16 protein-coding genes are annotated in these 16,125 nt (G+C 70.7%); 4 read left to right on the forward strand and 12 right to left on the reverse strand.

Going from position 1 to position 16,125, the window contains the following annotated elements:
* Window positions 1-15: 15 nt before the first annotated feature.
* Both DK412_RS26910 and DK412_RS26915 read left to right on the forward strand, forming a co-directional pair.
* Window positions 16-1,200: a lytic murein transglycosylase gene (locus DK412_RS26910; protein ID WP_109974477.1), complete on the forward strand. Its 1,185-nt coding sequence runs from the start codon at window positions 16-18 to the stop codon at window positions 1,198-1,200.
* A gap of 82 nt (window positions 1,201-1,282) precedes the next feature.
* Window positions 1,283-2,080 (forward strand): aldolase, encoded by a 798-nt coding sequence (locus DK412_RS26915; RefSeq protein ID WP_109974478.1) that lies wholly within the window; start codon window positions 1,283-1,285, stop codon window positions 2,078-2,080.
* Here the strand turns inward: DK412_RS26915 and DK412_RS26920 are convergent.
* The 7 genes from DK412_RS26920 to DK412_RS26950 all read right to left on the reverse strand — a co-directional run bounded on the left by DK412_RS26920 (window position 2,068) and on the right by DK412_RS26950 (window position 7,824).
* A complete protein-coding gene (locus DK412_RS26920; RefSeq protein ID WP_109974479.1) occupies window positions 2,068-2,490 on the reverse strand; it encodes a DUF4267 domain-containing protein in 423 nt (140 codons plus the stop codon). The two genes, DK412_RS26915 and DK412_RS26920, sit on opposite strands and share 13 nt — an antisense overlap.
* Window positions 2,491-2,671: 181 nt before the next feature.
* Window positions 2,672-3,682 (reverse strand): zinc-binding alcohol dehydrogenase family protein, encoded by a 1,011-nt coding sequence (locus DK412_RS26925; protein WP_109974480.1) that lies wholly within the window; start codon window positions 3,680-3,682, stop codon window positions 2,672-2,674.
* Between the two features lie 115 nt (window positions 3,683-3,797).
* Window positions 3,798-4,580, reverse strand: a complete 783-nt coding sequence (locus tag DK412_RS26930; RefSeq protein ID WP_109974481.1) for a transporter substrate-binding domain-containing protein — start codon at window positions 4,578-4,580, stop codon at window positions 3,798-3,800.
* A gap of 18 nt (window positions 4,581-4,598) precedes the next feature.
* Window positions 4,599-5,327, reverse strand: coding sequence for an amino acid ABC transporter ATP-binding protein (locus DK412_RS26935; RefSeq protein WP_109974482.1), 729 nt, complete (start codon window positions 5,325-5,327; stop codon window positions 4,599-4,601).
* Window positions 5,311-5,964, reverse strand: a complete 654-nt coding sequence (locus DK412_RS26940) for an amino acid ABC transporter permease (RefSeq protein WP_109974483.1) — start codon at window positions 5,962-5,964, stop codon at window positions 5,311-5,313. Before DK412_RS26940 ends, DK412_RS26935 begins: the two co-directional genes overlap by 17 nt.
* Before the next feature lie 13 nt (window positions 5,965-5,977).
* Window positions 5,978-6,661 (reverse strand): amino acid ABC transporter permease, encoded by a 684-nt coding sequence (locus tag DK412_RS26945; protein WP_109974484.1) that lies wholly within the window; start codon window positions 6,659-6,661, stop codon window positions 5,978-5,980.
* Window positions 6,658-7,824, reverse strand: a complete 1,167-nt coding sequence (locus DK412_RS26950; protein WP_109974485.1) for a D-mannonate oxidoreductase — start codon at window positions 7,822-7,824, stop codon at window positions 6,658-6,660. The genes DK412_RS26945 and DK412_RS26950 overlap by 4 nt, the downstream gene beginning before the upstream one ends.
* A gap of 200 nt (window positions 7,825-8,024) precedes the next feature.
* Between DK412_RS26950 and DK412_RS26955 the strand changes: the two genes are divergently transcribed.
* On the forward strand, window positions 8,025-8,981 hold the full coding sequence (locus tag DK412_RS26955; protein WP_109974486.1) for a GntR family transcriptional regulator: 957 nt from the start codon (window positions 8,025-8,027) through the stop codon (window positions 8,979-8,981).
* A gap of 330 nt (window positions 8,982-9,311) precedes the next feature.
* Entirely contained in the window at window positions 9,312-10,808 is a 1,497-nt protein-coding gene (locus DK412_RS26960) for a TolC family protein (RefSeq protein WP_109974487.1), read from the forward strand.
* 484 nt (window positions 10,809-11,292) lie between these two features.
* On the opposite strand, the gene DK412_RS26965 is transcribed toward DK412_RS26960, so the two are convergent.
* From DK412_RS26965 to DK412_RS30420, 5 genes are read right to left on the reverse strand one after another with little or no spacing between them, the layout of a single operon-like run.
* Window positions 11,293-13,446 (reverse strand): peptidase domain-containing ABC transporter, encoded by a 2,154-nt coding sequence (locus tag DK412_RS26965; RefSeq protein WP_109974488.1) that lies wholly within the window; start codon window positions 13,444-13,446, stop codon window positions 11,293-11,295.
* A 4-nt stretch (window positions 13,447-13,450) separates the two neighbouring features.
* Window positions 13,451-14,728: an HlyD family efflux transporter periplasmic adaptor subunit gene (locus tag DK412_RS26970; protein WP_109974489.1), complete on the reverse strand. Its 1,278-nt coding sequence runs from the start codon at window positions 14,726-14,728 to the stop codon at window positions 13,451-13,453.
* Between the two features lie 21 nt (window positions 14,729-14,749).
* Window positions 14,750-15,694, reverse strand: a complete 945-nt coding sequence (locus DK412_RS26975; RefSeq protein WP_109974490.1) for a hypothetical protein — start codon at window positions 15,692-15,694, stop codon at window positions 14,750-14,752.
* Window positions 15,695-15,747: 53 nt separating this feature from the next.
* Window positions 15,748-15,885 (reverse strand): hypothetical protein, encoded by a 138-nt coding sequence (locus tag DK412_RS30415; protein WP_162596316.1) that lies wholly within the window; start codon window positions 15,883-15,885, stop codon window positions 15,748-15,750.
* 55 nt (window positions 15,886-15,940) lie between these two features.
* Window positions 15,941-16,078 carry a hypothetical protein gene (locus DK412_RS30420; RefSeq protein ID WP_162596317.1) on the reverse strand — a complete coding sequence of 46 codons (138 nt, stop codon included), beginning with the start codon at window positions 16,076-16,078 and terminating at the stop codon, window positions 15,941-15,943.
* Window positions 16,079-16,125: the final 47 nt, after the last annotated feature.

A 16,125-nucleotide genomic window follows, 5' to 3' on the forward strand; every position in this document is an offset into this window, starting at 1 on the left:
CACGGATCTGAACCCATGCCCCAGACCCGGTTCGTCCTTCGCGCCGCCCTGGCGTTCGGCGCCGTCCTGGTCCTCGCCGCTCCCGTCGGCGCGGGCGATTTCCGGGCCTTCGTCGAGGAGCTGTGGCCGGCGGCCCAATCGCGAAACGTCTCGCGCGCGACCTTCGACGCGGCGTTCCGGGGTGTCGCCCCGGACCCCGCGGTGCTGGCGCGCCTGCGCCGCCAGGGCGAGTTCGGCCGCCCCGTCTGGGAGTACCTGACCGGTGCCGTCTCCGCCGGCCGCATCGCCCGCGGGCGGGCGGAGGCCACGCGCCGCGCCGAGACGCTCGCGGCGATCGAGGCGCGGTACGGCGTGCCCGGCCCGGTGCTGCTGGCCTTCTGGGGCATCGAATCGGATTTCGGCGCCAGCGCCGGCACGGTGCCGGTGATCCGGGCGCTCGCCACCCTCGCCGAGGCGCGCCACCGCGGCGAGCTGTTCCGCGACGAATTGCTCGCGGCGCTCGAGATCCTCGAGCACCACGACGTCCAACCCGAGCGGATGCGCGGCTCCTGGGCCGGTGCGATGGGGCAGACGCAGTTCCTGCCCTCGGCCTACCTGCGCGCCGCGGTCGATTTCGACGGCGACGGACGGCGCGACATCTGGGACTCAGTTCCGGACGCGCTCGCGTCGATCGCGAGCTTCCTCAAGCAGGCCGGCTGGCGCCGCGACCTGCCCTGGGGCGTCGCCGTGACCCTGCCGGAGGAGTTCGATCTCGCGCGCTACCGCGGCCCGTTCGCCGACTTCGCCCGGCGCGGGGTGCGGGCCCTCGACGGCGCGGCCCTGCCGGAGGCCGGCGAGGCGAGCCTGTTCCTGCCCGGTGGCGCCGGCGGGACGGCCTTCCTGATCACCGCCAATTTCGAGGCGATCCGCGCCTACAACACCTCGGATTCCTACGCGCTCGCCATCGGCCACTTCTCCGACCGGATCGCCGGCGGCCCTCCCCTCGCCGCCCCCTGGCCGACCGGCCCGCGCCTCGACCAGGCCGGGCTCACCGCGCTCCAGCGCGGGCTCTCGGCACGAGCGTTCTACGACGGCCCGTTCGACGGCCGCGCGGGGCCCAAACTGCGCGAGGCCGTGCGGCGCTACCAGATCGCCGCCGGGCTGCCGGCGGACGGCTACGCCACCCCGGCGCTCCTGGAGCACCTGCGCGCCGCCCGCTGACCTGCCTGGAGCGAGCAGGCGTGGACAAGCCGGTCCGGCTTCCGTCAGGATCCGGGGCGAGAGTTCAGGAGACACGGACACCATGGCTCACGCACTCGGCGCGCCGGCCGGCGAGCGGATTCCCGACGGCCTCAACCAGCCCGACCTCGCGGGGCCCGAGGTGCGCCGCGCCAAGGAGGACCTGGCGGCGTGCTTCCGCATGGCGGCGCGCCACGGCCTCGAAGAGGGCATCTGCAACCACTTCTCGGCGATGGTGCCGGGCTACGACGACCTCTTCCTCGTCAACCCCTACGGCTACGCCTTCGCGGAGCTCACCGCCTCGAAGCTCCTGGTCTGCGACTTCCACGGCAACGTCGTGGCGGGCGAGAGCCAGCCGGAGGCGACCGCCTTCTACATCCATGCCCGCCTGCACAAGCGCATCCCGCGGGCGCGGGTGGCGTTCCACACCCACATGCCCTACGCCACCGCCCTCTCGATGACCGAGGGCGATCCCCTGATCTTCGCCGGGCAGACCGCGCTGAAGTTCTACGGCCGCACCGCCTTCGACCGGAACTACAACGGCCTCGCCCTGGACACCGCTGAGGGCGACCGCATCGCCGACAGCGTCGGCGAGGCCGACATCGTGTTCATGAAGAACCACGGCGTGATGGTGCTCGGGCCCACCATCGCGGAGGCCTGGGACGACCTCTACTACCTGGAGCGCGCGGCGGAGGTGCAGGTTCTCGCCCTCTCGACCGGCCGGCAGGTCCTGCCGGTCGATCCCGCCATCGCCGAAGCCGCCTACCGCCAGATGCGCGAGGGCGACCCCGAATCGGCCCGCCTCCACCTCGCGGCGGTGCGCCGGCGGCTGGACCGGGAGGAGCCGGACTACGCCGAGTGATTACGTCGGGCGAGCCACAGGGCGGTGAGCGCCAGCACGCCGGCGCTCACCCCGTGCAACGCCACCTGCCACCACGCCGCCGTCCCGGCGGACAGGATGAGCACGAGGTCGCAGGCCGGGATGACGAGGCTCGCGGCGAGGACGATCGCCACGGCGCGCCGGGTCGAGAACAGGGCGAGGCCGGCGAGATAGAGCGCGAGGGCGGCGTCGCGGGCGCCGATCGCACGCAGGGCCGTGCGGCCGATCCCTTCGGGCGCAGGCACGCCGTAGATCAGCGCGCCGAGGGCGGGCGCCGCCAGGAACAGGGCGGCGAGGGCGAGGAAGACCAGCGCCAGGCCCAGCACGGCCCAGAGGCGGAGATCTGCGGGGGTGAGGCGGCCGTCTCCGGGGGGTGGGCTGCGCGGATCCATCCCGTCGGTATGTCGGGAGGGGCTTCCGGGCTCCTTCACCTGGGTTGCATGAGACGCTCTTCGGCAAGCGTCGCGTGAGATTCACGGATGCTCATCTGCCAGGCCGTCATCCCGGGTTCCGCTGCGCGGCCCCGGGATGACGTGGAGGGTGTCATCTCCGTCGTGACGATTCGACGGTTCGTCAGAGTTCCAGGATCGCCTTGATCACCCCCGCCTCCGGCCGCAACCAGTCCTGGAACAGCGCGGGCCCGTCCGCCAGCGCCCCGCGATGGGTGCGCAGGGCCTGGGTGGGCACGCGGCCGGCCTGCATCTGGCGCACCACCTCGGCGAAGTCGTCGGGTTGGGCGTTGCGGCTGGCGAACAGGGTGGTCTCGCGCTTGTGGAACTCGGGATCCGAGAACACGATGTCGTCGCGCACCACGCTCACCAGCACGTAGCGCCCGCCATGGCCGACGAAGCCGAAGCCGCGCTGCATCGCGGCGCGGTTGCCGGTGCAGTCGATCACGCAATCGTAGAAGTCGCCCGCGGTGGCGGCCCCGGCCTTCGCCTCGGCCTCGTCGTTGGCGGTGAGCAGCGCGTCGGCGCCGAGCGCATCTCGCGTGAAGGCGAGCCGGTCCTCGCGCAGATCCATGACGGTGACGTGGGCGCCGCGGGCCTTGGCGAAGATCACCGCCGACATGCCGATCGGCCCCGAGCCGACCACCAGCACGCGATCATCCTTCGTGATGCCGCCGCGCTTCACCCCGTGCGCGCCGATCGCCAGGAACTCGATCATCGCGGCGTCGTCGAGGGGCGTGTCGCCCACCGGCACGACGTTTTGCGCCGGGACGCTGATCAGCTCCGCCATGCCGCCGTCGCAATGAACGCCGAGCACGCTGATGTTCTGGCAGGCATTGGTCACCCCCTTGCGGCAGGCGACGCAGTGTCCGCAGGACAGGTAGGGAACGATATAGCAGTTCTGCCCCGCCTCGAGACCGCTGCCGGCGGGCGCCCGCTCGATCGTGCCGGACAATTCGTGGCCCATCACCCGCGGATATTGCAGGAACGGGTGCTTGCCCTGGTAGATGTGGAAATCCGTGCCGCAGATGCCGACCCGGCGGATGCGCACCAGCGCCTCGCCCTCGGCCGGGACCGGCTCCGGCCGCTCGGTCACGCGCAAGCGACCCGGCTCGTCGCAGAGGAGCACCTTCATGGGGATGTGTCTTTCGAGAGAATGAGGTCGGGATAGGCTGACGGCTCGAAGTAGAAGCGCAGACCTTCCCCTCTCCCCGCCCGCGGGGAGAGGAGGAATCCGCGCCTTATCCTGACTACGCCAGCATCTCGGCCGGCAGGTCGCTGCCGTGATACTTCTTGTAGATGGCGTTGAGCTGGCCGTTGCGCAGGTTCTTGCGCACCCACTCGTTCAACGCGGTCTGGAGCTTGGCCTCGCCCTTGCGGATGCCGATCGCGTAGGGGAACGTCCGCATCACGATCTTGGTCTCGAACGGCTCCGGAGGTTTCCGGCTATTGGCGGTGTTCATCACCTGCGGCGACGTCGCCACCATGTCGACCTGGCCCGACACCATCGCGGTGATCAGCGTGGCGTCGTCGTCGTAGCGCACCATCTGGGCGCCCTGGGCCCTGGTGGTCGCTTCCTTGTCGTTGGTGCTGCCGCGGGTGGTGCCGAGGCGCTTGCCGACGACCGCGGCGTAATCCTTGATCTCGCGGCCCTTCGGCCCGGCGATCACCGCCTGGATCACCCCGTAGGGATCCGAGAAGTCGATCACCTTCTGGCGCTCCTCGTTCACGCTGAACGAGGCGATCACCATGTCGGCCTTGCCGGTGAGCAGGAACGGCACCCGGTTCGGGCTCGTCACCTGCACGATCTCCAGCGGCAGCTCCCACTCGGCGGCGAGCAGGCGGGCGGTCTCGACGTCGGAACCGGTCGGCTGCATCGCGGCATCGGTCATGCCGAAGGGCGGCGAGCCGAGATCGAGGGCGACGAGCAGCTTCTTGCGGCTCTTGATCGTGTCGAGCGTGTCGGCGAGGGCCGGCATCGCCAGGGTGGAGGCGGCCGCGAGGCCGCCGGCCAGGAAGGTCCTGCGTTTCATCCCCAAATCTCCTGTTGGTTACAGCCCGCTGCCGACGAAGTCGCGCAACTCGGGTGTGCGTGGGTTGTCGAGGTCGCGGCCGGCCAAGGTCTCCCAGACCCGGCCCTGGCGCATGTAGATGACGGTGCCGGCGACGCGCCGGGCGAAGCCCATCTCGTGGGTGACGAGGATCATGGTCATGCCGCCGCGGGCGAGATCCTCCATGACCTTCAGCACCTCGGACGTGAGCTGCGGGTCGAGGGCGGAGGTGACCTCGTCGAACAGCATCACCTGCGGCTGCATGGCGAGCGACCGCGCGATGGCGACGCGCTGCTGCTGCCCGCCGGACAGCTGCTCGGGGTAGTGCTCGGCCTTCTCGGAAAGCCCCACCCGGGCCAGGCACTCCATCGCGAGGTCGCGGGCCTCCCCCCGCTTGATCCCCTTCACGCAGGTCGGCGCCAGCATGATGTTCTGGAGGGCCGTCAGGTGCGGGAAGAGGTTGTAGCTCTGGAAGACGATGCCGACGGAGAGCCGCAACGCCCGCTTGTCGAGGGTGGGGGCGTGGATCGCGTGGCCGCAGACCTCGATCGCCCCCTCCTCGATCGTCTCCAGCGCATTGATGCAGCGGAGCGCCGTGGATTTCCCGGAGCCGGACTGGCCGATCAGCGCCACCACCTCGCCGCGGCCGACCTCGAACGAGACGCCGTCGAGGACCTTCAGCGGGCCGAAGCTCTTGTGGACGTTGGCAAGCTTAACGACGGCCGACATTGAGCCTCCTCTCCAGCCCGCGGCTCCAGGCCGACAGCGGATAGCAGATGGCGAAGTAGAAGATCGCCACGGTCACGAAGATGATGAAGGGCTGGAAGATCGAGTTGTTGATGAGCTTGCCGGCCTGCGACAGCTCGACGAAGCCGACGACCGAGGCGAGCGAGGTGTTCTTGACGATCTGGACCAGGAACCCGACGGTGGGGGCGGTGGCGAGCCGCATCGCCTGGGGCAGCACGACCCGGGTGAGCCGCTGCCAGGGCGACAGGGCGAGGCATTCCGCCGCCTCCCACTGGGTCTTCGGCACCGCCTCGATGCAGCCGCGCCAGATCTCGCCGAGGAAGCCCGAGGCGTAGATCGTGAGCCCGGCGCCGGCCGCGATCAGCGCCGGCAGCTGGTCGAAACCCGCGATGGCGAGGCCGAAATAGATCATGAACAGCAGGATCAGGAGCGGCGTGCCCTGCACCACCTGCACGTACACCGTGGCCAGCCCCCGCACGATCCGGTTCGGCGAGATGCGGGCGAGCGCCACGCAAAAGCCGAGGAGGCCGCCGCCGATGAAGGCTATTGCCGAAAGCGCCAGCGTCCAGCCCGCGGCCTGGAGCAGGAACCAGAGGTGCTGGGGTCCGAAAGTGGGCATCTCCCCCTCCCCTCTAGAGCGCCGTGCCGAGCTTGCGCCGGCGGGTGAAGACGAGGAGGCCGAAGCCCCAGAAGGCCCAGCGCACGACGAAGGACAGGGCGAGGTAGACGAGGCCGACGACGATGTAGGTCTCGAAGCTGCGGAAGGTGTCGGACTGGATGCGGTTCGCCACCGCCGTCAGCTCCTCGGCCGAGATCTGCGAGCAGATCGACGAGGCGAGCATCAGCAGCACGTACTGGCTGACCAGCGCCGGATAGACCCGCTCGATCGCCGGGCGCAACACCACGTGCCAGTAGATCTGGCGGCGGTTCAGCCCCAGGCACTCCCCGGCCTCGACCTGCGCCCTGTGGATGCTCTCGATCCCGGCGCGCATGATCTCGCAGGTATAGGCCACCACGTTGACGACGAGGGCGAGCACCGCCGCCACGTTGGCATCGACCCGCAGGCCGAGCACCGCGATGCCGAAATAGACCAGGAAGATCTGCACGAGCAGCGGCGTGTTGCGGATCACCTCGACATAGGCGCCGACGACCCGCTTCACCCAGGGCGGCCCGTCGGCCCGCGCGATGGCGCAGAGCGCGCCGCCGACGAAGCCGAGCACCGTCGCCAGCGCCGAGAGCTGGAGCGTCAGCCAGACCCCGGCGGCGAAGTCGCGCCAGTACGGCAGCAGCGCGGCGAAATCGAACTGGTAGGTCATGCCGCGCCCGAGGCCGGATAGGCGGCGGCGAGCGCGCGCAGGACCGGCGCGGGCGGCTGCGTGCCCGCCTCCTCGACCCAGGCCAGGAAGGCGGGGATCCGCCGCTCGACCTTCTGGACGTGGTTCTGGGCGATGTCGGAGAGGCGGTGGTTCAGGTAGGGGTTGAGGAACCGGTCGAGGGTGGCGGCGACGTAGGCCTCGGCCTCCGCCCCCATCCCGCGGGCGGAAAATCCCGGCACCACCTCGTCGCGGTAGAGCGCGTCGAGCCGCGCCCGGATCGCCGGATCGGCCAGGATCTCGCGCACGGTCTCGGCTTCGGGCCGGCCCTCGCGCTGCCAGATCTCGGCGAGGAACGTGTGGCCGAGATTGAGGATGTGCAGCTTCAGCCGCTCGTAGGGTTCGAGATCGTCGGCGAGCACGATGCAAGGATGCTCGCAGGGGAGCACGAGGCCGGGCCGGCGCTCGATCGCCCACAGGGCGTAGGGCTCGGCCACGGCGCCCACCGGCTCGATCGGCTCGGAGACGATGCGGTCGACGAGGGTGTCGGTGAAGGTCACGCCCTCGCGCAGCCAGGTCCGGAAGGCGTCCGGCAGTCCGGCCTCGCCCGCGAGGTCGAGGACCAGGCCCTGGAGCACCCGGCCGTTGCGGTTGATCAGCTCGCAGGGCAGCACCGTGAGCGGGCGCCCGCCCGCCTGCCAGCGGCGGTAGAGGAGCTGGGTCAGCTTGCCCGGAAACGAGGCCGGGGGATGCGCCTCGACCCATCCCGCACCGCGGTCGGAGGCGGCCATCGCGTAGCCGGTATCGCCGGTATTCGAGAGGACGATCTCGGCCTCCTCGACGAACAGGGCCGTCACGGCGTCCCAATCGGTCGTCGCCGAGAGGCCGCGGTCGATGCTGGTGACGGTGACCTGCCGCTCGACCGGGGCGCCGTCCGCGATGCCACGGATGACGACCGGATAGCCCTCCGGCGCCCCGAAGGCGGCGACGCGTCCGGCGCGGGAGGCCGCGCCCGAGGTCTGCACCACCGCGACCGGGCCGACCGCCTGGCCGGCCTCGCGCGCCTCGTGGATGAAGAGGTCGGCATGGGCCTGCAGGAAGCGGCTGGTGCCGAACTGGACGACCCGCCGGGTCGGACGGGTGCTGCTCTCGGGGGCGACGCTCATGCGCAACGCGCCGCACAGGCGGAAATGCTGCCGATCGGGGCCATGGGCGTGTCCTCACCGAATGGGGCTTATGTATTATCATGCATAAAGAACCGCCCGGCTCCGGCTGTCAAACGGTTTTTTATGTGCGAAAAGCCGCCTGAAGGCGGATGGACGCGGGGCCGTGCGGCGTGCTGGACTCGTGCCCGCGGGAGGACGGGATGCGGGCGAACACGGTCCACAAGCGGGCCTACAACCAATGCTTGTCCGTGCTGGCGGCGCGGCCGCTCGGATCCTGGTCCGCCTCGGAGGCCGACCTGTCCGAGTTGCTCGAGGTCAGCCGCACGACGGTGCGGGGCGTGCTGGCAGGGCTCGCCGCGTCCGGCATCGTCGGGATGGACGGGGCACGGCGCTGCCTGATCCGTCATCCGCGGCCGGAGGATTATTTTCCGGGACTCGAGACCGAGACGGTGGCCGAAGCCGTCGAGCGCAAGTTCATGCAATGGGTGCTCCAGGGCGATTGCCGCCCGGGCCAGATGGTCAACACCGCGGAACTGGCGCGCCTGTTCGGCGTCTCGACCACGGCGGTGCGGGAATACCTGACCCGGTTCAGCCAGTTCGGGCTGCTGAAGCGGCGCGAGAACAGCGGCTGGATCTTCGCCGGGGTGACGCCGGACTTCGCCGCCGAAATCTACGAGATCCGCGAGATGTTCGAGCTGCGCTCGGCCCGCCGCTTCGTCGAACTGGCGCCGGATTCGCCGGCCTGGGCCGAGCTTGCGGCGATCGAGCGCGAGCATCACGCCCTGCTCGCCGAGATCGACGCGCGCTATCGCGACTTCTCACGCCTCGACGAGCGGCTGCACCGGCTGATCCACGACGCCTCGCGCAACCGCTTCATCCGCGACTTCTACGACGTGATCTCGATCATCTTCCACTACCATTACCAATGGGACAAATCCGACGAGAAGGAGCGCCACCGCGTCGCCCTGCGCGAGCACCTCGACTACATCGCCGCCCTGCGCTCGCGCGACCTGCGCCAGATCGACCAGACCTGCCGGGCCCATCTGCGCACCGCCCGGGCGACTCTGCTGCGCTCGATCGCGGTCGGCCCGCTGGGCGGTGCGCCGGCGCGGATGCACGGGCCGGAGGCCGTCGAGGCGCTTCCGCCCGCCGGATGAGGTCTCCGTGCCCTGCGGGCCAGGTCTCGATCGGTCTGGATCTCAGAACCTGTTCGAGCTGCTCGACAGTATTGCCGCCCTCCGGGTCAGGCGCGATCGGCCGCTCGACGTTTCATGCGCCAGGCATGACGTTGCGCTATCGAGATGATGTGCACGTCGCATCTGTGGATCCGGTGGCGTTTCGCTGTGCAACCGGTGCCTGCACGGGTGCGCGTCCGTAGGTAAGGCTTCCTTCACCCTGTTGCGCGAAGAAGAGAGCGGCCGTTCGCGGCGTCCGCCTCGGATTAACCCTGGGGCGGCGACCGGTCGTCGCCTTCCTTCGGAGCTCAGATGTCGGTGCGGCGCGCGAGGATGGAGAGGCTGGGCTGCGTCCTGGCGATCCTGGCGGGCTCCGCGGGTGCGGTCCGGGCGCAGAGCCTCGAGGAGGCCTCCGCGGCGGCGCTCGAATCGAGCTTCGTGCTGCGGGCCGAGCGCGCCCGGCAGGACGGCGCCGAGGAGCGCCTGCGCGGTGCCATCGACGCCTTCATGCCCACCGTCGCCTTCACGGCCGACCGGCCGCTCAAGAGCCGGATCACCTACGCGCCGGAGGCCGCCCCGCCGGTGGTCGGGCTCGACGCGACGCCGCGGCGGGCGCCGAGCGTGGTCGGGATCACCGCGAACCTGCCGCTCTTCGACGGGTTCCGGCGCTGGAACGGCTACCAGACCGCCCGCACGCTCGCCGAATCGGGCCGGCTGCTCCTGATCGGCCGGCGCCAGCAGGTGCTGCTCGACACCGCGATCGCCTATCTCGCGGTCCTGCGCGACACCCGGATCCTGGCGGCGCGCGAGGCGCAACGGGTCGCGATCCAGCGCATCGCCGCCTTCACCGACAAGCAGTTCGAGCTCAACGACGCCACCCGCACCGACGTGGCGCTCGCCCGCTCGCGGGTGCAGGAGGCCGAGGCCCTGCGCCTGCGGGCCCAGGCCGACCTCACGGCCTCCCGGCTCGATTTCACCCGGCTCACCCGGATGGCGCCGGAGCGGATGCTGCCGCCGCGCCTGCCCGACGGGCTGCCGCGCAGCGCCGACGCCTATGCCGAGCTGGTGCGCAAGGCGAATCCCGACATCGCGGCGTTCCAGCTCGAGGCGGAGGCCGCCGGCTACCAGGCCAAGGCGGCGGTCGCGGACCTGCTCCCCAAGGTCAACCTGCAATTCTCGAAGATCGCGCAGCTCGGCTACAGCCCGGCCCTCGACCGGATCACCGACACCACGACCCGGGTCGTCGCGAGCGTACCGATCTACGAGCCCGGCAGCCTGCCGCGGATCGGCGAAGCCTCGGCGCTCGCGCGCCAGCGCGGCTACGAGGCGCAGGACAAGGAACTGGCGACGCTCACCGCGGCCCGCATCGCATTCGCGCGGCGCCAGGCTACCGCCGAGCAATACGCCCAGCTGACGGCGCGGATCCGCGAACTGCGCGAGACGATGCGCGGCTTCGGCATCGAGCGGGCGGCGGGCTTCCGCACCGTCCTCGACGAACTGAACATCCGCGGCGAGCTCGCCAATGCCGAGGTGGCGGCGGAAATCGTGCTGAACGAGCGCGACGGGCAGGCGCTCCAGCTCGCCGCCGCGGCGGCGCTCCTCGACGCCGCGCCGGGTGGGTCGCCGGCGCGGCGGTTCGAGTCGGTCGCCCCGCCGCCGCCGCCGGCCCTGCGCCGCTCGCTCGCGGCGGCGCCTGTCGAGGCTGTGCCGGTCCTGCGCGGGAGCGGCGCAGGGCCGGCGGCGGTGGGGGCGAGGGCGCTGCCAGCGCCGGTGCTGCGGGTGTCGCGGGCGGAAGCCGGTTCCCGGTAGAGTGCCGGGTCTCGGCGCGGGGGCCCTGGGTCGAGCTGACGGATGATCTCGAGCCGCACGCGGTACGGCAGTGGTGGGCGATCGTCTCGAATGAGCGATGATTCAGTTTTCACCCCGCGCCCTTTCCCGGACGACTGAAGCGATAGCGGAAGGAGATCCGGGATCCAGCAGGAAACTTCGCGAAGCGTCCGTCTGTCTGCAACGGTGCAGTCAAGGAGCCGCTTCGCGGCACTTCTCTCCTGGATCCCGGATCTCCTTCCGCTGACGCTTCAGTCGTCCGGGAAAGGGGAGCCCTATGACAAACGTCCTCTTGCAAGCTCCGACCTGGATCATTGTCGGATGCCGTGCTCCAGCTGGATCGACACCCTCCGGCTCATGCTGGGTTCCGCTTGGAGGCCCCGGAATGACGCGGAGGGTGCCAGGTCCGTTTGGGGGAAGCGTCTTCTCGATCCGCCGCTCACCTCGCACCGAGGCACGCCGCCCCTCACGCCGCCTCCGGCACCGGCGCTCCGGGCTTCTCCGGCGGGCGCGGATCCTCCGTCAGCCGCCCGTTCTCGATCCGGAAGACCCGGTCGACCTGATCGAGCAGGCGCTCGGAGTGGGTGATGAACACCTTGGCGGCCTTCACGCCCTTCAGGCTCTCGACGAGGGCGACCTCCGTCGCCGGGTCGAGATTCGCCGTCACCTCGTCGAGGAGCATCAGCCGCGGCCGGCGGCAGATCGCGCGGGCGAGCAGCAGGCGGCGGCGCTGGCCGGTGGAGAGCACGCTGCCCTCCTCCGAGACGTGGGTGGCGTAGCCCTGGGGCAGCCGCTCGATCTCCTCGCGCAAGCCGACCCGGACCAGGGCCGCCTCCATCTCGGCGTGGGACACGGCGGGATCGAACAGCGACAGGTTGTCGGCCACGGTGCCGGCGAAGAGCCCGTCATCGGCGAAGACGACCCCGAGATTGGCCCGGTACTCGCGCTTGCCGAACTGGCTCAACGGCGCGCCGTCGACCATGACCGAGCCGGCGGCGGGCTCGGTGAGGCTGGCGAGGATCCGCATCAGCGACGACTTGCCCGAGCCCGAGGCGCCGACGATCGCGATCGTCTCGCAGCGGCCGACATCGATGGTGAGGGAGGCCCCCGTCAGGATCGGCTCGTCGCCGCGGCCGAACCGGATCGTGACGTTGTCGACCCGCACCTCCTTGCGGATCGACCGGTGGACCATCGCCTCGTGCAGGCCCTCCTCCGGCGCCTGGCCGATCACGTCGTCGAGGCGGGCGACGTGGACCTTGAGGGCGGCGAGCTGGAGCAGGCTCGAGGTCAGGTGGTTGACCCGGTCGAAGAAGTCGGTGCGCAGGGCGATGAAGGCGTAGAGCGTGCCGATCGTCAGCGTGTTCTTGATGACGCCGGTGATACCGAGATAGAGCGTCGCCACGGTGCTCACCGCGATGACGACGTGCATCAGGAACTCGGCGTCGAGCCCGGCCTTCTTCGCCCGGAAGTCGAGATTGGCGAAGCGCGCGAAGCTCTCGAACCAGTTCATGGCGAAGAGCTCGGTGCTGTTGTGGGCCTTCAGGCTGCCGATGCGCTGCAACCCGTCGATCAGGCTCGCCTGCTCCTGCGAGCGCGCCTCGAGCGAGCCGGCGGTGGCGCGGTCCAGCGTCGGGAAGGTGACGAAGCGCATCGCCAGCACCGCGGCCAGCGTCGCCAGCGTGATCGACGCCATGACGGGCGAGTAATAGACCATCAGCCCGACGAGCAGGAACGACGTGCCGATATCGGCGAACGACGTCACCAGGCCTCCGACCATGAAGGTGCGGATCGTGTCGATCGACTGGATCCGGGTCACGAAGTCGCCCGGATGGCGCAATTCGAAGTAGCTCAGCGGCAGGCGCAGCGCGTGGCCGACGACGTTGCGGGTGAACTGGAGCTGGAGCAGCGTCGAGGCGCGCAAGGCGATGTAGCCGCGCAGCCACTGCCCGAACGCCTCGAACAGCATCATCAGGACCAGGCCGGCGGCCAGCATCTGCATCAGGTCGAGGTCGACCTGCGGGATCACCACGTCCAGCGCGATCTGGAGCAGCACCGGGGTGGTGAGGCCGAGGAGCGAGATCGCCACCGAGACCAGCGTGATCTGCCACACCGTGCCGCTCAAGCCCCGGGCGCTGCGCAGGATGTCGAACAGCTTGAGCCGGTCGCCGACCTTGATCGCCCGAAAGTCCATCCGTGGCGCGAATTCGAGCACGACGCCGCCGAACAGCCGCTCCATGTCGGCGCGCTCGTAGACCCGCAGGCCGAATTCCGGATCCTGGACGTGGTACCGGCCGCGGGCGATCTTCTCCAGCACCACGAAGTGGTTGCCGCGCCAGTGCAGGATCGCCGGCAGGGCCACCTGATCCAGCTCGGTCACCCCGTCGAGGGCGTAGCCGCTGGCGTCGAGATCGAGGCTGTCGGCGACCTGCACGATGCTCGCGAGCGTCATGCCGTTGCGCGACAGCGGAAACAGCGCCCGCAGATAGGCGAGGTCGATGTCGTGGCGGTGGTAATTCGCCACCATCGCCAGCGCCGCGAGCCCGCACTCGTTGGCCTCGTTCTGGAGGATCGAGCGCACCCGCCGCTTGCGCGTGAGCGCGCGCCTGAGCCAGTCGGTCATCGGATCATCCTCTTCCGCGCATCGCCCGGATCGGATCGAGCATCCAGTCGATCAACCGCCGCCGCTCGACCACGATGTCCGCCGAGAGGGTCGAGCCGATGCGGATCGGCTCGTCGGTGCCGTAGGCGCGCATGGTGCGCGAGTCGGGCCGCACCTCGACCCGGTAGACGGATTGGCGCGCGGCGGCCGCCGCCGCATCGCCCCCGCCCTCCTCGGCGGACGCCAGCATCGGGTTGCGCAACGGGGTGCCGGAGATCACCGTGATCGTGCCCTTGGCAATGCCGAAGGTCTTGAACGGGAAGGCGTCGTATTTCAGCACCACCTCCTGGCCGACCTTGGCCAGCCCGATCGCGCGGGCCGGCACTTCGAGCACGACCAGCGGATCGGCCCGCGTGTCGCCGAGGATCGCCACCACCTGGTCGGCGGTGACCGAATCGCCGGGCTGGACGTAGAGGCCGGCGACCTCGCCGTCGGTGGGGGCGACCACGTCGATGCGGGACTGGGCGCCGAGCGCGGTGATCTGCGCCTCGATCGCGCTCAATTCGTTGCGGGTGGCGGCGAGCTGGGCCGCCTTCTCGGTGTCGCCGGTGCGTTGCGCCCGCAGGCGCTCGGAGGTGCTCTGGCGCAATTCGGCCCGGCGGGCGCGCAGTTCGGCGATCTGGCGGGCGTAGTCGAGGGCGGCGCGGCGCTGGCCGTTGAGGGTCTCGCGGGTGGCGTAGCCTTGGCGGAGATAGGCCTCGACGCGGGCGACCATCTCCTCCTGCTGGGCGAGACCCTCCTTGAGGGTGCGCTCCTGGTCGTCGAGGGCGCGCAGGACCGCCGCGACGTTGCGCTCGGTGTCGTCCCGGTCGCCGCGGGTCGAGTCGAGATAGGCCGAGAGGCGCGCCTGCTCGGCGGACAGGCTGGTGCGCCGCTCCTGCAGGCTGCGCAGGGTCGCCCCGACGGTCGAGACGCCGCCCGTCGTCTGCTCGCGCAGCTGCACCTGCATCAGGCGCTGGCCGCGGGCGACGGTGTCACCCTGCTTGACGGCGATCTCCCGGACGATGCCGGCGGCCTGGGCGTCGAGGCGGGTGAGGCCCGAGGCGGCCGAGACGTAGCCGCGCACCGCTTCGGACCGGGCGAGGCGGCCGAGGAAGAGGCTCGCGACGATGACGACGATGATGGCGCCGAAGAACCACGCCATCCAGACGCTGCCGCGGTCGTGCTGGAGGTGGACGCTGCCGGTGAGCCGCCGGCGCTGGAAACTGGCCTCCGCGGGAGGAGGCGCCGCGGGTTCGCTCATCGACCGTCCGCTCGCTGGACCTCACGCCACGAGGTCGCGCGGCGCCTCCCCGCCTGCCGGAGAGTTGTCCTGCACCGTCGCAGAGGAGGGTAAATATTCGGCGAGCAGCGGCCAGAGATGCCACTGCTCCGGTCGGGCCGCAATGGCGGCCTGGATGTGCCGGCGCATGATGGCGGCGACGTGCGCCCGCTCCTCGGACGCGGTCCCGCGCACCTCGAAGGGCCGGCCGAGGCCGATCGTGTCGCCGTGGTCGTCCATGGTGGTGGCGACCGGCACCACGGTCGCGCCGGTGAGCCGCGCCAGGGTGTCGGTGCCGAAGGCGAACCGGAAGGGCATCCCGAACATCGGCATCTCGGCCGGCGCCCCGTAGGACGGGTCGAGGTCGCAGAACACCACGATCACCGCACCCTTCTGGGCGAAGCGCACCGCGGACAGGAAATCGGCCCGCTGGCTGACATTGAGGAAGCGCACGTCGACGTCGACCTCGCGCAGGCGCTCGATCACCTCCGTCTCCATCGCCATGTCGTCGCGCTGGCGCAGGACCAGCATCGGCCGGCCGGGGAAGTAGCGGGTCATCAGGGCGGCGAGGCCGAGCACGTAGGCGCCCATGTGGAGCGGCGCCAGGATCACCGGCCGGCCGGTGGCGGCGATGCGCTCCATCACCGCCGGATCGGCGACCCGCACCCGCGCGATGTCGCGCTGGATCGCCGCGATCGGGCGCCTGTGCAGGGCGCACCACTCGATCTCGGAGGCTACGTCGTGGTGGGCGGCCTCGCGCGACAGGCGCAGGGCCTCGCGGCGCGGCAGCCGCAGCACGCTCTCGAAGGTCGCCGCGAAGCCGTCGCCCTTGTCCCCGGTCAGGAGGCGGCGGCCCGTGACGAGGGCGCGCAGGGCGCGCCGTCGCCAGGTGAGCGGCAGGCTCGCCAGCCGCGCGGTGGTCCAGGGGATGTGCGGGGCCGTCCTCATCAGACCTCAATCCCTCTCAAGCAAGTGCCCCGCACGGGTCCGCGGTCGGCGGCTCAGCAGTGCTTCTTGGACTTGCTGCTGCCGCAGGACGGAGCCGGCGGGGGGCAGGCGGGGGCCGGGGGCGGGCAGACCGGGGCGCAGATGGTGCCGCCGGCGACGGTGCCGAGAGTCTTCAGGTCGAGCTTCTTCACGATGGTCTCTCCTGTCTGTCTTTGGATGGTTGAAGTCGGGCTGACGCGGGAGCGATCAGCAGTGCTTCTTGGACTTGCTGCTGCCGCAGGACGGAGCCGGCGGGGGGCAGGCGGGGGCCGGGGGCGGGCAGACCGGGGCGCAGATGGTGCCGCCAGCGATGGTGCCGAGAGTCTTCAGGTCGAGAGTCTTCATCGGGGCTGTCCTCAAGTCCGGGGCTGGTTTCTTGCCCCGTCCGCAGT

It is taken from the genome of Methylobacterium sp. 17Sr1-1 (genome assembly GCF_003173775.1).
In the GTDB taxonomy this organism is placed as follows: Bacteria; Pseudomonadota; Alphaproteobacteria; order Rhizobiales; family Beijerinckiaceae; genus Methylobacterium.